19 protein-coding genes are annotated in these 16,059 nt (G+C 36.0%); 17 read left to right on the top strand and 2 right to left on the bottom strand.

Annotated elements, in window-relative coordinates:
- Positions 1 to 50 precede the first annotated feature (50 nt).
- From SOLCA_RS17595 to SOLCA_RS17510, 17 genes are all read left to right on the top strand, one after another.
- Positions 51 to 464, top strand: coding sequence for a hypothetical protein (locus tag SOLCA_RS17595; protein ID WP_014681819.1), 414 nt, complete (start codon positions 51 to 53; stop codon positions 462 to 464).
- A 679-nt stretch (positions 465 to 1,143) separates the two neighbouring features.
- Positions 1,144 to 2,184 carry a methyltransferase gene (locus SOLCA_RS17590; protein WP_014681818.1) on the top strand — a complete coding sequence of 347 codons (1,041 nt, stop codon included), beginning with the start codon at positions 1,144 to 1,146 and terminating at the stop codon, positions 2,182 to 2,184.
- A gap of 58 nt (positions 2,185 to 2,242) precedes the next feature.
- The gene (locus SOLCA_RS17585; protein ID WP_014681817.1) at positions 2,243 to 2,986 is read left to right on the top strand and encodes an ankyrin repeat domain-containing protein; all 744 of its coding nucleotides are present in this window, start codon (positions 2,243 to 2,245) and stop codon (positions 2,984 to 2,986) included.
- 177 nt (positions 2,987 to 3,163) lie between these two features.
- Positions 3,164 to 3,715, top strand: coding sequence for a hypothetical protein (locus tag SOLCA_RS17580; protein ID WP_014681816.1), 552 nt, complete (start codon positions 3,164 to 3,166; stop codon positions 3,713 to 3,715).
- Positions 3,716 to 4,246: 531 nt separating this feature from the next.
- Positions 4,247 to 4,627 (top strand): ArsR/SmtB family transcription factor, encoded by a 381-nt coding sequence (locus SOLCA_RS17575; protein WP_322785719.1) that lies wholly within the window; start codon positions 4,247 to 4,249, stop codon positions 4,625 to 4,627.
- Positions 4,628 to 4,630: 3 nt separating this feature from the next.
- Positions 4,631 to 5,113 carry an SRPBCC family protein gene (locus SOLCA_RS17570; protein WP_014681814.1) on the top strand — a complete coding sequence of 161 codons (483 nt, stop codon included), beginning with the start codon at positions 4,631 to 4,633 and terminating at the stop codon, positions 5,111 to 5,113.
- A 10-nt stretch (positions 5,114 to 5,123) separates the two neighbouring features.
- Positions 5,124 to 6,008 (top strand): alpha/beta fold hydrolase, encoded by an 885-nt coding sequence (locus tag SOLCA_RS17565; RefSeq protein ID WP_014681813.1) that lies wholly within the window; start codon positions 5,124 to 5,126, stop codon positions 6,006 to 6,008.
- A gap of 123 nt (positions 6,009 to 6,131) precedes the next feature.
- A complete protein-coding gene (locus SOLCA_RS17560) occupies positions 6,132 to 6,824 on the top strand; it encodes a hypothetical protein (RefSeq protein ID WP_014681812.1) in 693 nt (230 codons plus the stop codon).
- A gap of 39 nt (positions 6,825 to 6,863) precedes the next feature.
- On the top strand, positions 6,864 to 7,394 hold the full coding sequence (locus SOLCA_RS17555; RefSeq protein ID WP_014681811.1) for a toxin-antitoxin system YwqK family antitoxin: 531 nt from the start codon (positions 6,864 to 6,866) through the stop codon (positions 7,392 to 7,394).
- Positions 7,395 to 7,448: 54 nt separating this feature from the next.
- Positions 7,449 to 8,153, top strand: a complete 705-nt coding sequence (locus SOLCA_RS17550; protein ID WP_014681810.1) for a pentapeptide repeat-containing protein — start codon at positions 7,449 to 7,451, stop codon at positions 8,151 to 8,153.
- A gap of 36 nt (positions 8,154 to 8,189) precedes the next feature.
- Entirely contained in the window at positions 8,190 to 8,717 is a 528-nt protein-coding gene (locus tag SOLCA_RS17545; RefSeq protein WP_014681809.1) for a hypothetical protein, read from the top strand.
- Positions 8,718 to 8,852: 135 nt separating this feature from the next.
- On the top strand, positions 8,853 to 9,515 hold the full coding sequence (locus tag SOLCA_RS17540; protein ID WP_014681808.1) for a hypothetical protein: 663 nt from the start codon (positions 8,853 to 8,855) through the stop codon (positions 9,513 to 9,515).
- An 82-nt stretch (positions 9,516 to 9,597) separates the two neighbouring features.
- The gene (locus SOLCA_RS17535) at positions 9,598 to 10,206 is read left to right on the top strand and encodes an NAD(P)H-dependent oxidoreductase (RefSeq protein ID WP_014681807.1); all 609 of its coding nucleotides are present in this window, start codon (positions 9,598 to 9,600) and stop codon (positions 10,204 to 10,206) included.
- Between the two features lie 9 nt (positions 10,207 to 10,215).
- Entirely contained in the window at positions 10,216 to 10,626 is a 411-nt protein-coding gene (locus SOLCA_RS17530) for a hypothetical protein (RefSeq protein ID WP_014681806.1), read from the top strand.
- 20 nt (positions 10,627 to 10,646) lie between these two features.
- Entirely contained in the window at positions 10,647 to 11,339 is a 693-nt protein-coding gene (locus SOLCA_RS17525) for a hypothetical protein (protein WP_014681805.1), read from the top strand.
- 802 nt (positions 11,340 to 12,141) lie between these two features.
- The gene (locus tag SOLCA_RS17515) at positions 12,142 to 13,104 is read left to right on the top strand and encodes a glycosyltransferase family 2 protein (RefSeq protein WP_014681802.1); all 963 of its coding nucleotides are present in this window, start codon (positions 12,142 to 12,144) and stop codon (positions 13,102 to 13,104) included.
- A complete protein-coding gene (locus SOLCA_RS17510) occupies positions 13,070 to 13,969 on the top strand; it encodes a lysylphosphatidylglycerol synthase transmembrane domain-containing protein (protein ID WP_014681801.1) in 900 nt (299 codons plus the stop codon). The genes SOLCA_RS17515 and SOLCA_RS17510 overlap by 35 nt, the downstream gene beginning before the upstream one ends.
- 166 nt (positions 13,970 to 14,135) lie before the next feature.
- Here SOLCA_RS17510 and SOLCA_RS17505 read toward each other — a convergent pair whose 3' ends face one another.
- Positions 14,136 to 15,212 (bottom strand): iron-containing alcohol dehydrogenase family protein, encoded by a 1,077-nt coding sequence (locus SOLCA_RS17505; RefSeq protein ID WP_014681800.1) that lies wholly within the window; start codon positions 15,210 to 15,212, stop codon positions 14,136 to 14,138.
- Between the two features lie 68 nt (positions 15,213 to 15,280).
- Positions 15,281 to 16,006: a 3-deoxy-manno-octulosonate cytidylyltransferase gene (kdsB, locus tag SOLCA_RS17500; protein ID WP_014681799.1), complete on the bottom strand. Its 726-nt coding sequence runs from the start codon at positions 16,004 to 16,006 to the stop codon at positions 15,281 to 15,283.
- Positions 16,007 to 16,059 lie beyond the last annotated feature (53 nt).

Genomic DNA, 16,059 nt, shown 5'->3' with positions numbered 1-16,059 from the left:
TGCACGAATTTGGGTCAGAAGGGATGTAGCTAGTACATCATTCAAACATTATGTCACGACTTTTTCTTTTTATTTTACTTTTTTCAAGACAAACAGCTGTTGGACAGTTTGTTGATTCAATCTCAAAATTTACATTTTGTTACGATAAAGGCTTTTATACATTTGGTCATTCGGGACACTATTCAATAAGTGAAATAATTGAATACTCAAAATCGAATAATGCTAACTTTCAGATTATAAGCCATATTCAACTTAAAAAATATTATCACTCAGAAACTAAGTCTATAATAATTGATACGATAAGACTTAAAAGCCTAAAGGCACCAATACCATTTAACAAAACAGAGAAATTAATGACGGAATTAAATATTTCCAGAGATAATTTTAATGCGACTTATGTTAGGCCTTTTCTGAATGCTCCTGCAAAAAACGAAATTACTTCAGTAGCAAAAAACATGATCTGATATGGAAGTTTGACAATGAGTATTCGGACAGAAAGGATAGAAGGGAATTATTTAAAAACATAAATAGATTTTCACTACTCGATACATTTCTGCTAAAGAAAAAACCAAACCTTGAATATGATCTTGTTATTAATGATACCTGGAACAGCCTTTCAATTACTTGCATTGGAACCACTGATACAATTGAATACAGAAGTCAGTTTTTTGAACTGCTTGGACAACCGGTATCAAAATATGTAAACAAAAACTATAGTGATGGCAAAAGATTTATTAATCTTGAAATTAATAATAGTATTCAAAGAATCGTTCCGGAGGATTCTTTGATCAGCCAAGCAGTTGATCTGAATCAACTAAAGGAAGAGTATATAATGTGGTATATAAAAGAAAAAATGTAGCAGAAAACAAGGGCTTAATGGTAAGCTCAGCAAACTGCCATTAATATCATCCCGTAGATAAATAAGACTAAAAATGGCTGCGTGATATAAGGTTCGGCGTTATACGGGCTAATTCCAACACTCTCCTTTGTCAACTCTGACAAGCTATGCAAACATGGAATTTAATGCTTATATTAAACTTGAAGATAAAACCAACTACCGAAACCCAAGCGGAAATTTTAGTCAACATTTAACGGAGATGCCGAAAACCGGATAGAGTAGGCAATTAATCAATAAAAATGCTTATGGAAACTCAAGTTAATCATCCTACTCCTGACAGTATCATGCAAATAGGTACAGGTTTTTGGGCCTCAAAAATTCTATTGAGCGCTGTAAGATTTCAACTGTTTACAACACTTGCCGAACGAAAAACGATGACCGCAGCCGAAATAAAATCTCATTTAGGATTTAAATGCACCGATAGAAATGTGTTCGATTATTTAGATGCCCTGACTACTTTTGGCTTTCTTAATCGCGAGGATATTTTAGAAACCGCGAAATATTCAAACAATGCTAATACTGATTTCTTCTTAGACAAAAAGAAGCCAACCTATATTGGTGGACTCCTCGAAATGTTAAACAACAGGCTGTATGGCTTTTGGGGTAACCTGGAAGAAGGACTGTTAACCGGACAGCAACAAAATGAAACGAAAGCAGGAGACGATCTTTTCAAAAAACTGTATGAAGATCCTGATAGGCTAAAGGAATTTATACACGCAATGAGCGGAATCCAAATGGGGGCTTTTATGGCACTGGCTCAAAAATTCGATTTTTCAAACTATAAAACATTAGTAGATATTGGAGGGTCGGCGGGCTTACTTTCATTGCTGGTGGCTAAACAACAGCCGCATATGAGTTGTATCTCATGGGATTTACCTGTGGTTGCTCCGGTTGCAATTGAAACGATTCAGCAATTTCAACTGCAAGATCGTGTAAAAACTGCCAATGGAGATTTCTTTAAGGATCAGTTCCCCCAAGCTGACGTGATAACGATGGGAAATATTCTGCATGACTGGGATGAAAAAACTAAATTAATGCTTATCAGGAAAGCCTATGATGCATTACCCGAGGGCGGTGCATTTGTGGCTATTGAAGGCATTATAGATGATGATAGAAACAAAAACGCTTTTGGTTTGATGATGAGCATTAATATGCTTATTGAAACAGGAAGCGGCTTTGATTATACATTTGCTGATTTTAATAAATGGGCAAAAGAAATAGGTTTCAGATCGACTTCATTACTGCCATTAGCCGGCCCTACTAGTGCTGCAATAGCTTATAAGTAAAAACGTCCTCATATAGACAGCGATAGCGGTTTATTATTTGACACTTCATCGTTTTTAAATGGACTATTTGCAAAAAATAATCGGAGACTTTGAAATCCACTCGGTTGAAGGAATCAAAGAATGCTTTGAAAATGGTGTTGGTCCCAATCGGCTTCATAAAGGTAAACCCCTTATCTACGAAATGATAAGTATGTATTTGCGTGGTCCTAAGTTCAAAAAATGTATTCAAGTTTTCGTAGATTTTGGTTTGAAATTCGATGATAAGGTCTTATTGGCCGTTTTGCTCGATGACGCTGCAACACTTGAAAAACTACTAACTGGAAATCCGGAGTTAATGGCTAAAAAGTATTCCTTAGACTGCACTTTTACTCCACTTTATGAAGTGTCTCTTTTACATATCTGTGCAGAGTATAATCATTTGAAATGTGCAAAATCGTTAGTAAAGTTGGGTGTTGATATTAACACAAAAGCTGGGCTTGATAATAATGGTTTTGGTGGGCAGACTCCAATTTTTCATACGGTCAATCAACATGATAATGCTTGTATTGATGTAATGAATTTTCTAGTATCTCAGAATCCCGACCTCTCATTAACTGTTTCAGGACTAATTTGGGGTAATGGATACGAATGGGAAACATTTATTCCTTCTGTTAATCCAATAAGCTATGCGATGATGGGTCTGCTCCGACAATTTCAAAGAACTGAGCAGCAGATTTATGAAGTTGTATCGATATTACTAAAAGCGAATTGCGGAATAGATTATTTTCCGGCAAATGTTCCGAACAAGTATTTAAGTAGCTAATATTGTGATGCGCAAACAGACTTGATATTTTGAGAGGACTTGTTTGTTATAAATTCGATTGGAGGATTTATATTTCATCACATTTCAAAATATCTAACCTTATAGCACTCATCAAGAAAGAGCTTAATGCACCTTTACCTTAGACTAAGAATTGTTTTAATATTAATTTTAATGACTATGACCTTCTCAGGGTCATTCGCATGCATTTGTGCAACTCGGTTAGGAAAGGCAATTGATCCAGACTTTGAAAAAGCTGAACTGATTTTTATAGGGAAAGTCATAAAATCAACGGACTCAACATATAAATTTCAAATTATTGAACATTTTAAAGGGACAATTGGCAACCCAGTTGAGGGTTCTTCATTTCTTGCGTGCTCTACAATTCGAAGTTTACCCAAAGGGGAGGTTTGGTTAGTGTATGGGAGTTACATAAATCAAAAGATCGAAATAAGTAATTGTTCCAGAAGTAGACCTCTAGTATGTGTTCATGACTCTCATCCTGAATTAATAGCTGAAATCTATAGATTTAATTATGAGAGATTTGGTAGTTTTCGGGATGAGATTGAATTCTTACGAAAGAAAAGAGAAGATTATCAGTATAAACTCACGACGCAAGATCCTGTTTGGAGACAGAAAATCACAATTAATATTGTATTTGGAGCATTTTTAGTGTGGACAACATTAACTATAGTATCGGGGTTCATATTTAGAAAGTTTAATGAAAGCTAACATGCAACTTGGTTGTTCTACCGAATCAACATATTTTAGTTTCGTAGTAACCGTTAAACGCGGTTTATTTTGCCCAGACAAATTAAGATAAAATAGTGTTTGTCATATAAATCCTATGACCAAAGTTCCCGATATCCAAAACATCATAGAAAAATATAAAATCGGTCATCGTTATTTTATTTTGGTTCTCTCTAAATACATTAGCTCTATATGTTGACAACTGATTAATTAGTAACTATGAGAGGCAAAGCGAATAAGAGAAAAAGGATCGCGTTAAAATCTACTTATGTTTCCATTTTTGAGCCTGTTAAAAGCAACTAAATGATTCAAAAAAGCATCGACACTCATTCTTAATCACTATTAACACGCTATTTCGTCAAATAAATACCTTCTCTGTAATCAGCACAGAACATATTTTGTACTTATACTCATCCTTGGAATTCATTCAAAAACCAAGGATGAGTTTTTTCTTAAAAATACTTGTGCAAGTAAATGCTTGCATTTATATTTGCAAGCAAATACTTGCATAATATGGAAGCGCGAAGAGATGTTTTTCAGGCAATAGCCGACCCTACAAGACGAGCAATAATAGGTATGATAGCCCTACAACCTGTGAATGTTAACACCATTGCAGAGCAATTTGATGTTAGTCGCCAGGCTATTTCCCTGCACCTTAAAATTCTTTCCGAATGTGGCTTGTTAAACATCAAGCAAATTGGCCGAGAGCGCTTATGTGAAGCAAAGCTTGAAAAATTAAATGAGGTGCATGAGTGGGTTGAACAGTATCATAAGCTATGGACAGGAAGATTAAAGGCACTCAAAGACTTTGTAGAACAAGAAGAACTGCAAGCTAAGAGTGCAAAAGCAGTCGATAAGAAAATAAATAAGAACGTCAATAAATCTAAAAAATAAGCTATGGAAAATCGTGTAAAAAACAAGGAGGTTTTTATAGAAGAAACCTTTAACGCAAGTGTTGAAAGGGTGTTCAATGCTTGGACCGATCCTGAAAAATTAATGAAATGGTTTGCGCCTGATGGCTGCACTATCCATTTCAAAACACTAAACATTGAGAACGGTGGACTATTTCACTCGTGTATTTCTAATCCTCAATATGGAGACTGTTGGTGTATTGGAGAATACAAAGAACTTGTGCCTAACTCAAAAATCGTCTTCACAATGATTAATGCGGATGAAAATGGCGAGCCTATAAACCCGGCTGCAATTGGAATGGATCCGGATTGGCCTGGTGAAACACTTGTTACAGTAACACTAACTGAAGAAGGTGGAATGACAACCTTGCGGTTACGACAAACCGTTTCGCAAGAATTAGCTAAGAAAACCGGTGCATACCCAAGTTGGTTGCAAATGCTAAATAACATGCGAGCATTACTTAATTAAAACTGATAACATGAAAAGGACAATCATCTATGCTGTTTTCGTGCTTCTGATCCTGGAGTCGTGCAATAAAGCAAACAAATCACAAGAAAACGTTACCCAAACTAGTGCAAATGTTAAAGATTCTCTAACGTTCAAAAGAGGCTATTCAGACGTCAATGGGATTAAAATGTATTATGAGATTTATGGAAAAGGAAGCCCATTAGTTTTAATTCACGGAGGCGGCTCAACTATCCAGACAACCTTTGGGAGAGTAATTCCTCAATTGGCTAGAGACAGACAGGTAATAGCAGTAGAATTGCAGGCACATGGACGGACAAGCGACAGAAGCGCAGATTTGACATTCGAACAAGATGCCGACGATGTGGCCGCGCTGCTCAAAAACATTGGAATTGATAAAGCAGATTTTTTCGGGTTTAGCAACGGCGGTACGACCACCATGCAAATTGCCATTCGCCATCCCGAAATAGTTAATAAGATTATACTAGGCTCCACTCTTGCTAAACGCAATGGAGTGCCTGAACAATTTTGGGGGTTTATGAAGCAAGCACGATTAGAAAACATGCCCCAACAATTGAAAGAAGCCTATAAACAAGTTGCTCCAGACAGTAATGGCCTGCAAGTAATGCACGATAAGGATGCAAAAAGAGTAATAAATTTTAAAGATATAACAGACGAAAAGATCAGCTCAATTAAAGCCCCAACTTTAATTATCATCGGCGACAAAGATGTCATCACACCTGAACATGCTCTCGAAATGCACCAGCTAATAGCCAATTCACAATTAGCAATAATTCCGGGTGCACATGGCGAATACATTGGCGAAATAACAACGATAAAAGGGAATTACAAGGAAACAGATTTTGTGATCCCAATGATTGAAAAATTTTTACAATGATTAAGGGTAAATAGGTTCTGAAAATGTAATTAATATCTTTACTGCACGGCAGATTAATCTACATGTGGAAATAGCTATTTCACGTGGTGGCAAAACATAATCTGTAGCATCTAATCATCTCTTATGAAGCAGTATTTATTATTTTTCCTTCTGTTTCTTTATGGTTGTAACCCAATCCGGAAGGATAAAGATCTAAAATGGAAAACAATCGAAATAGGTGATTTCCTTTTTGACTTTCCTTCAGATTTTAAGCTTGTTAAGGACAAGGGAGTTGATTCGAATGTGGGAAGGGTAGTAGGGGATAGCTTAGTTTTTAATTATGATTTTGGATACTATTCTTCCCAATTAACTAAAACACCTAAGGATTGCTTAGACAGTAATTTAATAACCTACCATGCAGGAGAAAAGTTTACGAAACCGGGAATTATCTATGATAAAAATAACTGGCCCAAAGTGAGATTGTTAAAACTTAGACAGGCGACAATACATGATAGCACTTTAGGTCAGGGATGTGATTACGTTGCAATATGTGAATACAAAAAACAAAAGTTTGATTACCCCATCTTTTTGGCGGTTGAAACAAAAAATAAAATTTTCATAATAGATACTCTTGATAATATCTACCGGAAAATCGTCTATCCCCAGAAGTATGAACCAAATAATGTAATAGGTGTTCATGTTCATAAACTTACTGGTTATAATCAAAACATAAACAATTATTTGGGTTTAACCTTAACAGCAGCAACCGTATCAAGAGAACAACAAGAGCTGGTATTGCAGATTATTGGAACAATGAGAGCTAAGCCAGTTAATTAGCAAATTAGCCAAGTTATATCCCAAATTATGTATTGATCTATGAAGCAATTGATAACTGTTATTTTATTTGTATTAACCTTATCTGGTTTGAGTTATGCTCAGGACCTTAATTATCGCCTTTGTATTAAAAATAAATGCAGCAACACAATAGTTAAGGATATTTTTTATACACTTCAAAAAGGGGGTAGCAATTATATCCCTGATACAAATGGAGTTACAAGGTTACCTGAGGCAGGGGCCTACATTTTAAGGTCGGCCAGTTTTAGTGATGTTATTGAATTGAATTTTCAAGATTATAAAAGTTATTGTGACACTTTGAATGCAGATGAAATTATTGAATGTCTTGAACCTACAACAAGACCACGATTTATAGGATTTTGTTGTTGTGATTTCACTCCTTGTGAAGGATATAAAATTGACCGATTTAATAACGGACAAGTTCGAATTGAGTCACAATTTCGTAATGGTATTCCAATTGGAAAATTTAAAAGATATAATCAGTCTGGTAAGCTGGTAGAAGTTACTACCTATAGTAAGAAAGGAAAAAAGAGGAAAACGGTGATTTGCTGAATGGTAAGCTAACGATATAAAATTTCTGCAACCTTATTACATTACCTGAATGCTATGCAAAACATTATCGAAAAGTATAAAAAAGGACATCGATACTTTATAAACCTGAGTTTTGAGGGATTTTCCAAAATGACAGGGCAAATTCTTGTTGCCTCAATTTTTGATAATTGCAACATTTCGGTTGATTGCTCACATACAGACTTAACAAACGTAAAGTTCATAAACTGTAATCTAAAGAAATGTGACTTCACTCATTGCGACCTAACAAATGCCACTTTTGAAAACTGTTCCTTTGAAAATGTAGTGTTCAAAAATGCTGACCTTGACGGAACAACCTTCATTGATTGTAATAGCCATGGTCAAATGGTTTATTTAGATAAGATAACTGGGGAGCTTGAGACCATTAAACATCCTTTGGTTAAAGAGTTGTACGATAATGTGCCGGAATTTAGCAAAATTGCAGATCATTTAAATGATGAACTCGATTATTTAGTTTATAGTGAATTAAGTTTGAGGTTAGTTGAAGACATCACTACGAATACTGTGATATCAGATCTTACCAAACAGTGCTTCCAATTCTTCAATTTGCTTGGAGACAGAGAAGATGAAAAACTTGATAATTTGTTAGTAGTTGGGGTTTATGAAGGCCTGTACCCCAGCAAAAAGTGTAACGACATTGCCCGACAGCTTTTGAATGGCCGCAACAATGATATTTACGAACATTGCATGAAGAACGAAAACATCCGATCGAATTTTTAAATCCTGAAATATTAAATAGTAATTAGCAACATTAAAATGGGTTTATTACCAAAACCAATATGGAAAGAGGAGTACAACTACTACTCAAAGAAATCAGTTAACGACTTACGATCAGACATTCAACACCTGTTCGATAAAACTAACGGCTGGGATTTTTCAGTTAACCTGACAGGAGCATTCACTTCAGATTTTGGATTTCAAATGACCCCAAAGTGGCAATTCACACACATAAGAAACTTTGAAAGTGAAATAGCATATCTGAATGGACGAATATTTCAAGATGAGCTAAAAAGAACAAGAGTGAAGTTTACAGTTAGACCCAACTCAATTTTTGCGATTTTCTTCTTTGCATTTCCGTTGTTTGGCCTATTCGGCTTAACAATTAATAATGTTAATGGAGACAAAAATGAAGCACTGATTGTTGGACTGGTTTTTACTTTTATGGCTCCAATTGTAATGCTGATGTTCGGTTACTTTGCTAAGAAGGGTATTAAAGATCGTTTTGTTAAAACCTTCAATCTGGAGCAAGTTGAAGTGAATTTACTATCTGCTGATAGAACCTAGTGATCTAAGTTTTCTAATCCATAAATGAGGGCAATACGATACAATTACTGTTTATATATTTGTTTTAGATTTGCTTGGATGATCTAGCATCTTCCACATTACCTTACCTTACATGAAATTCGCCACATTATATAAATGATAAAACGCTTAACATTTAGTTTATTGATACTAGGACTATTTTCCTGTAGACAGATAACTCATAAAAATGAAAGAATAGGAAAGGACGAAGTCAAAATTACCTGGGTTGAGAATTTGTCGGGTGACTTTTCGTTTAGAAACAACTGGGATTACCCGGAAGGTGTTTACATGAACGAGTTTGGACAATTAAGTTGTGACGGAATTTGTCCGCCGGAAACTGACAGAATGAAAGACGAAAACGGTAAAATACTCAGAGATTCATTAACAGCATTTTATCGGTTGGTAGACACAACGCATAAATTTTACTCAATTCATTCTGAAGCTCGGTGTTATGAATGGGCAGGAACGAATTTTATTTCCGCAAATAAAGTGAGTGTAGATACAGTTGCCTGTTTTACAGCTAATAATGCTGCCACACATACTAGTTTGAACTTGAAAATTGCTAATGATAAGTGTATTCCAACAATTGAATTAAATAGTATTACCAACGCAGGGACCAAGACATACTCTTATAAAAGAGGAGCAATAAAAATAGATAAGAATATGTGGGATAAAGGAGTTTTAAAAGCAGAATTCGACTTTGAATTTAACCATCAGGAGTCCTCTAAAGAACCTATGTATTGGAAGGGTAAGATATATACTTCAATTAATGCCAAATAAGGGAACACAAAAGCATACAACTTTTGAAAATAAAAAAACTTTGTACTTTCAGTGCAACAACATTTCCTATACTATCTGATGAATGAATATCTTAATTGTTTACAGCCATCCAAGTAAGAACTCCTACACCTTTCAGGTTTTAGAACAGCTAAAACAAGAATTGACGTGGCCAGATTGTGAATTGAAAGTTTCTGATCTGTATTCAATAGATTTTCAAACGGATATGAACGAGATTGAATATGAGAGGGAAGGGTTTGCAAGATTTGAATTACCAGTTTCAGACGATGTGAAAAATGAACAGCAAAAATTAGAATGGGCTGATTGTGTTATCTTTTTATACCCTGTTTGGTGGAGCGATTGTCCTGCGAAATTGAAAGGTTGGTTCGATCGAGTTTATTCGGTTGGTTATGCTTATAAGCAAACAGATTGGTTTCCTAAAATGAAAACCCTAAAATACGGACTTGTAATATGTACAGCCGGACACCCCAATGAGTTTTTATATGAAATAGGAATTGCCCAAAGTATGCAAAATGTGATGCTCGATGATCGGCTCGGCAAAAGATTCAATCATAAAGAAATGATCATATTAGGAGGAACAATTGATATAGAAAAAGTTAGGGGGCAACACACTGAGCAAATAAAACAATTGGCGGAGAAGATAAAAAACTACGACATCCTAAAATCATTATAAAACGAACCTATGAATATCTATGTATTTGGTAATGGAAATATCAGTTTTGATGACTTTAAGAAACATTACGAAGAAGTAATTAATCCTTATCTGAATAATGAAGAAGTGAGTTTTCTTTTATGCGATTTTAGAGGAGTTGATACGTTAATAATGGAACTCTTGAAATGTAAAACTTCAAATGTTTCGATTTATCACATTGGAGAAAGAGCAAGGTACTTACCTGATAAATTTAACACAAAAGTGGGTGGTTGGAAGATTTTGGGAGGATATGAAAACGATCAAGAAAGAGATCATGAAGTAATAAAAAAGTGCACTCATTTTATTGCAATCGACTTCAATTCCGATCATAAACGAAAAAGCGGAACAGCCAAAAATATGGAATATTGCGAGGAGTTAGGGAAGATTAGGCTGATGAAGTAACAATTAACATTATATATACTATGGGAATGTTTCTTTCAATAACAGGTGTTATTGGTAAAGCACAAGAAGAGGTATTAAGCAGTTTAACAAAATATGCGAAATCCGTCGGAGGTGGACTGGAGAAAGAGGTGCTTTCTACTGACAATTACAATTGTAGTATAATTGAAAGCGTCAATGGTAATACAACAATAATTTATCCGAATAATTATCTTGAGTGGGATACATCTTCTGAGTTTATATCCAAAGATTTAAATACTCCGGTGTTTTCATTTCATATTCATGATGGTGATCTATGGATGTATGTCTTATTTGTTAATGGTGAAATTGTTGACCAATTTAATCCGATCCCAGATTACTGGGATGGAAATATTAGTGATGATGAAATTCAAAGTTGGAAAGGGAGCGCTACGATTATTAATAAGTATGTAGAGTTTGTAAAGCCGGAAGACATTGAGAAATATTTAGTTCGATGGGACTTAGATATTGAAACAGGTGAAAAGGCCTATGAAGGAGATGAGTTTGTTCAGGAAGATTGGCAATTGCTTGATTTTATGAAAAAAATGCGTTTGCCATTTCCCCTTAATGAAAAGTGGCAGCCCAATGCTACAACATTTAAGTTATGGACAAAAGAGCTTTCTTTGAAGCAGTCAAATCCCAATGGAACGAAAGTGCCGATTAATGTTATAAAAAAGCCATGGTGGAAGATTTGGTAGTTTGTGAGGGTATACAACAGTTAGTTGATTTTAATCGTTAGCCATAACCATTAACAGTACTTACATTATACAATGAAAAACACTAGAAAAGTAATTCTATACATTGTACAACTTCATTACAAGCGAAGTGATGAACTTATGTGATGCTATTAAAATTCCTAAGATCTAATGGATTTATTTATACATGATATTTAAAGATCAGAACCAGAAACTAAAAGTGGCCCGGGTTTTAATTTTAGCCCAATTAATATTTATTGTAACCAATCTGATCGTTTTTTATCAGACTAAGTTTCAACTAGTATCAAACCTAATCTCCGAAGCAGTAATTATCGAAATTGTAGAGCCCTATATTATGATGAGCATCATTTTGAGTATTTCTGTCATGGTTAGTTTTGTCTTATACTGTCGTGAGAAATTAATAGCAGCTATTGGCATTAGTTTTTTAGTTCTGACGGGGCAGATGATAGTTCAATACTATGTTGAGCGGTGAAAACCGGAGGAAGAGCTCAGAAATAAATGGTTCTCTGTTAGCTATAAATCGCTTTTAAATGCAGACTTTAACCCAAGGGGACCTTCAAACTATAACAGGCATGCAGAAGAATCTGACGATAGCGAATAGTTTTGAGACCAACAATGTTGTGAATAATATCAATAAAATGGTTAAATTAATTAGTGTTTGAATTACTTATCCAACAAGATTTTGGTGGACATCTGCAATCGCAAATAAACTGGCTACAATAACTTAACGTTGCGGTAAAACTGGTTGGATAGTTTTGGAGTTATTAAGTTGAACTTTTTAACTATGAGAGAATTATCAGTAGTTATTACGGTAATGAATGAGGAGGAGAACATCAAACCTCTTATCGAAGCTTTGTCTGCTGCACTCGAGGGGATTGACTACGAAGTGGTGTTTGTTGACGATGGATCTACCGACCGTACAAGAAAAGAAATCATATCAAATGCTACCCATCGGATTAAGCTGGTTGAGTTGCGTAAAAATTATGGTCAAAGCACTGCTATGACGGCCGGAATTGATAACTCAAGCGGACGTTATATCGCCATGCTGGACGGCGACCTCCAAAATGACCCTTCTGATATTCCTCCGATGCTCGAAAAACTCAAAACAGAAGACTGGGATGTGGTAGCAGGGGAGCGGAAGAATAGAAAGGATGGAATGTTGCTGCGTAAAATTCCAAGTCAGTTGGCCAATGCTTTTATCCGTAGCATGACTGGTGTGCATATCAAAGATTATGGTTGCACATTAAAGGTTTTTAAAAAAGAGATTGCAGAAGATTTGGGTATTTATGGGGAGTTGCATCGTTTTATACCTGTGCTGGCCAAGCTGCAGGGAGCCACAATTACTCAAGTGCCTGTAAAACATTATCCGCGTAGATTTGGAAAGTCAAAATATGGGATCGATCGTACTTTTAAGGTGCTGAGCGACCTCATATTAATGGTGTTTTTCAGAAAATACCTGCAGAAACCTATGCACCTGTTCGGTACAATTGGATGTATTTCCGCATTTATTGGTGTTTTGATAAATGTTTACCTGCTTATTCTTAAAATCATGGGACATGATATTTGGGGTAAACCACTATTGATTGCCGGAATTATATTGTTCATCGGTGGAATTCAGTTTATAACTATCGGTATTTTATCTGAAATCAGCATTCGTACGTATTACGAATCACAAAACAAGAAAACCTATCAAATCAGAAGAATTATAGTCAATGGGCAACGACAAGAGGTGGCTGAACATTATTAAGCTATTGCTTAAACTCCTGATCACAGTACTTTCATTATGGTGGGTAGCAAGGAAAATTAATTTTGCTGAGGTGGCTGATGCCTTTAAGCATACCAATCTGTGGTACATCTTAATTGCAGTACTATTTTTCTCTCTATCTAAATTTATCTCCGCCATACGTTTAAATATCTTTTTTAACGCCATTAAATTAGCGCTTTCCGGAATCGTTAATTTACGGTTGTACTGGCTGGGGATGTTCTATAATTTATTCCTTCCCGGCGGAATTGGTGGTGATGGGTATAAGATATGGTGGCTCAATAACCGCTTTAACTATCCTGCTAAAAAGCTGTTCTGGGCGATACTTTTAGATAGAGTAAGCGGACTTGTAGCCTTAGGGATATTAACCGTAGTGTTGCTCTATTTTGTTCATTTGCCTCCTTCTCTTTTTCAGAAAATAAGTGAAAGCACGTTTTATTGGTCGGCTACAGGCTTGGCCTTTTTAATTTTGAGCGCATTTTACTTAAGTTACCGTTATTATTTCAAGGAATTTTTGTCTTGCTTTTGGCTAACCAACTTTCAGGGTATACTTGTTCAAGTAGCTCAACTTATTTGTGTCGCCTTTATCCTTAAAGCCCTGGGAATAACCGATCATTACAAAGAATATTTGCTGATCTTCCTGATTTCATCAGTAATTGCTGTATTACCTTTCACAATCGGAGGCTTAGGAGCAAGGGAACTGGTCTTCCTTTTTGGATCTCAGTACCTCATGCTGGATATGCATTATGCGGTAACAATCAGTCTTTGGTTCTACTTGATTACGGCCGCGATTTCCTTCGCTGGAATTTATTATGTGTTTAATGGGAAAAGATTGGTCGATAGTCGATAGTCGATAGTCGATAGTCCATAGTCGATAGTCCATAATCGATAGTCCATAGTCGATAGTCCATAGTCGATAGTACTTGTTATCCATAAAAAACAAAAGAGGCTTTCGATTTGGAAAGCCTCTTTTGATAATCTAGTCTATGGTTTATGGACTATGGTCCATGGTCCAATTAAAACTTCTCGTACAACGCTCTTAAACGTTCGCGAGTCATTTGTTCTTGCCAGTTTTTGCCTAAGGCATTTTCCCAAAGTGGAGCCATACCTAAAGACACATCGATCATTTTATCGAATTGCTCATCAGTTAAGCCTTTGGTAACGTTTTTAGGAATGTCGATCTGGTGTTTCACTACCATTTCTTTGAATTCTTTAACACCTTCTGGGTAAAACTCTTCCAAATGATCAAAAACGATACAGTTTCCTACTCCGTGTTTAGTTCCTAATAAGAAACTTAAACCGTAGCTAACAGCGTGCGCAACACCTACCTGTGAGTAAGCGATACTCATCCCACCGGCATACGAAGCCATCATTAATTTATCATCACAATCATCATCCCAAACCTCACGGCCCAAATAAACTTCACGACAAAGTTCTAATGCTTTTTCACCGTAAGATTTACTGAACTCGTTTAAGAAAGTTCCTTCCAACGACTCAATACAGTGTATATAGCAATCCATACCGGTGTAGAAAGCCTGATTTTTAGGAGCGCCTTGAGTTAATGCAGGGTCAAGAACGATTTGGTCAAAAGGAGTGAAGTCAGAGTTCATTCCTAATTTACGAACAGGACCGGTTAATACCGTGGTACGAGAAACTTCCGCGCCAGTTCCTGAAAGAGTAGGAATACCAACTTTATAAACACCAGGAACCTTTACTAAGTCCCATCCCTGGTAATCTGCAGATGAACCTGGATTGTTCATCATTAATGAAACCGCTTTAGCTAAGTCCATCGTAGAACCGCCACCAATACCGATAATACCTGAAACAGTACCGTAAGTATCCTTCAACTCTTTTGCTAATGCATCAACATAAGTTGTTTTAGGCTCATTTGTTACATCTGCAAATACGATTTTATCATTTCCGCGTAAAGGAATGCGGCTGATTAGTTCATTTTTGTTCTCAAAGAAATGGTCAACAAGAAAAACCATTGGTTGTCCGTCTTTACGACGAGGAGCAATAATCTCATCCACTTGGTCAAATGAACCGCGGCCATAAACCACGTAATCAACCATTTTAAAATTTCTGAATTTCATAATTATATGAAAATTATTGTGTTAGTAATATTTAGTGTTCGTTCGTGTTATATTTGTTTGCGCTAAATTTAGAGAAGTTTCAGTGCCTTTTCAAGATCTTCAGGAGTGTCAATCTCAACACCCATATAATCGGTTACCACCATCTTCATTGGGATGCCATTTTCCAAATAGCGTAAACACTCCACTTTTTCCGCATCTTCTAACGGGCTAACCGGTAATTTAGTGAAATCTAAGAGTGTTTGTTTACGGAAGGCATATACCCCAATATGCTCATAGTAAACCGGATCAATGGCTTTATTACGAGGATAAGGAATTGGTGAGCGCGAGAAGAATAATGCGTTAAACTTTAAATCGACTGCAACCTTTACATAATTAGGATCTTTGATGGATTCTTCGTCTGATAAAACTTGCATTAAAGAAGCCACCTGTACTTTTTTACCTTCTTCACCTTCAAAAACTTGTAACAGTTTTTCAAGTGGCTCACGTTTGGTAAATGGCTCATCTCCCTGAACATTCACTACAATGTCGGCATCCAATTGGAGAGCCGCTTCAGCAATACGATCGGTGCCACATTCGTGCTCTTTTAAGCTCATAATGGCTTTACCGCCATTATTTACAATTTCATTATAAATAAGGTCGCTATCACAAACAACGGCAACTTCATCGAAAAGTCCCGTGTTAAGTGCAGCTTCATAAGTTCTTAGGATAACAGATTTTCCTCCCAGATCGGCTAATAATTTACCCGGAAAACGGGTTGCTCCATAGCGGGCAGGAATAAGGGCTGCTTTCTTCATATATGATTTCACAGATTTTATTAGACCGATTTAAGATAATTATCGGATTGATT

The sequence above is a fragment of the Solitalea canadensis DSM 3403 genome, assembly GCF_000242635.2.
Lineage (GTDB): Bacteria > Bacteroidota > Bacteroidia > Sphingobacteriales > Sphingobacteriaceae > Solitalea > Solitalea canadensis.
The sequence above is the reverse complement of the archived record's forward strand: the minus strand, read 5'-3'. Positions and strand labels throughout refer to the sequence as shown.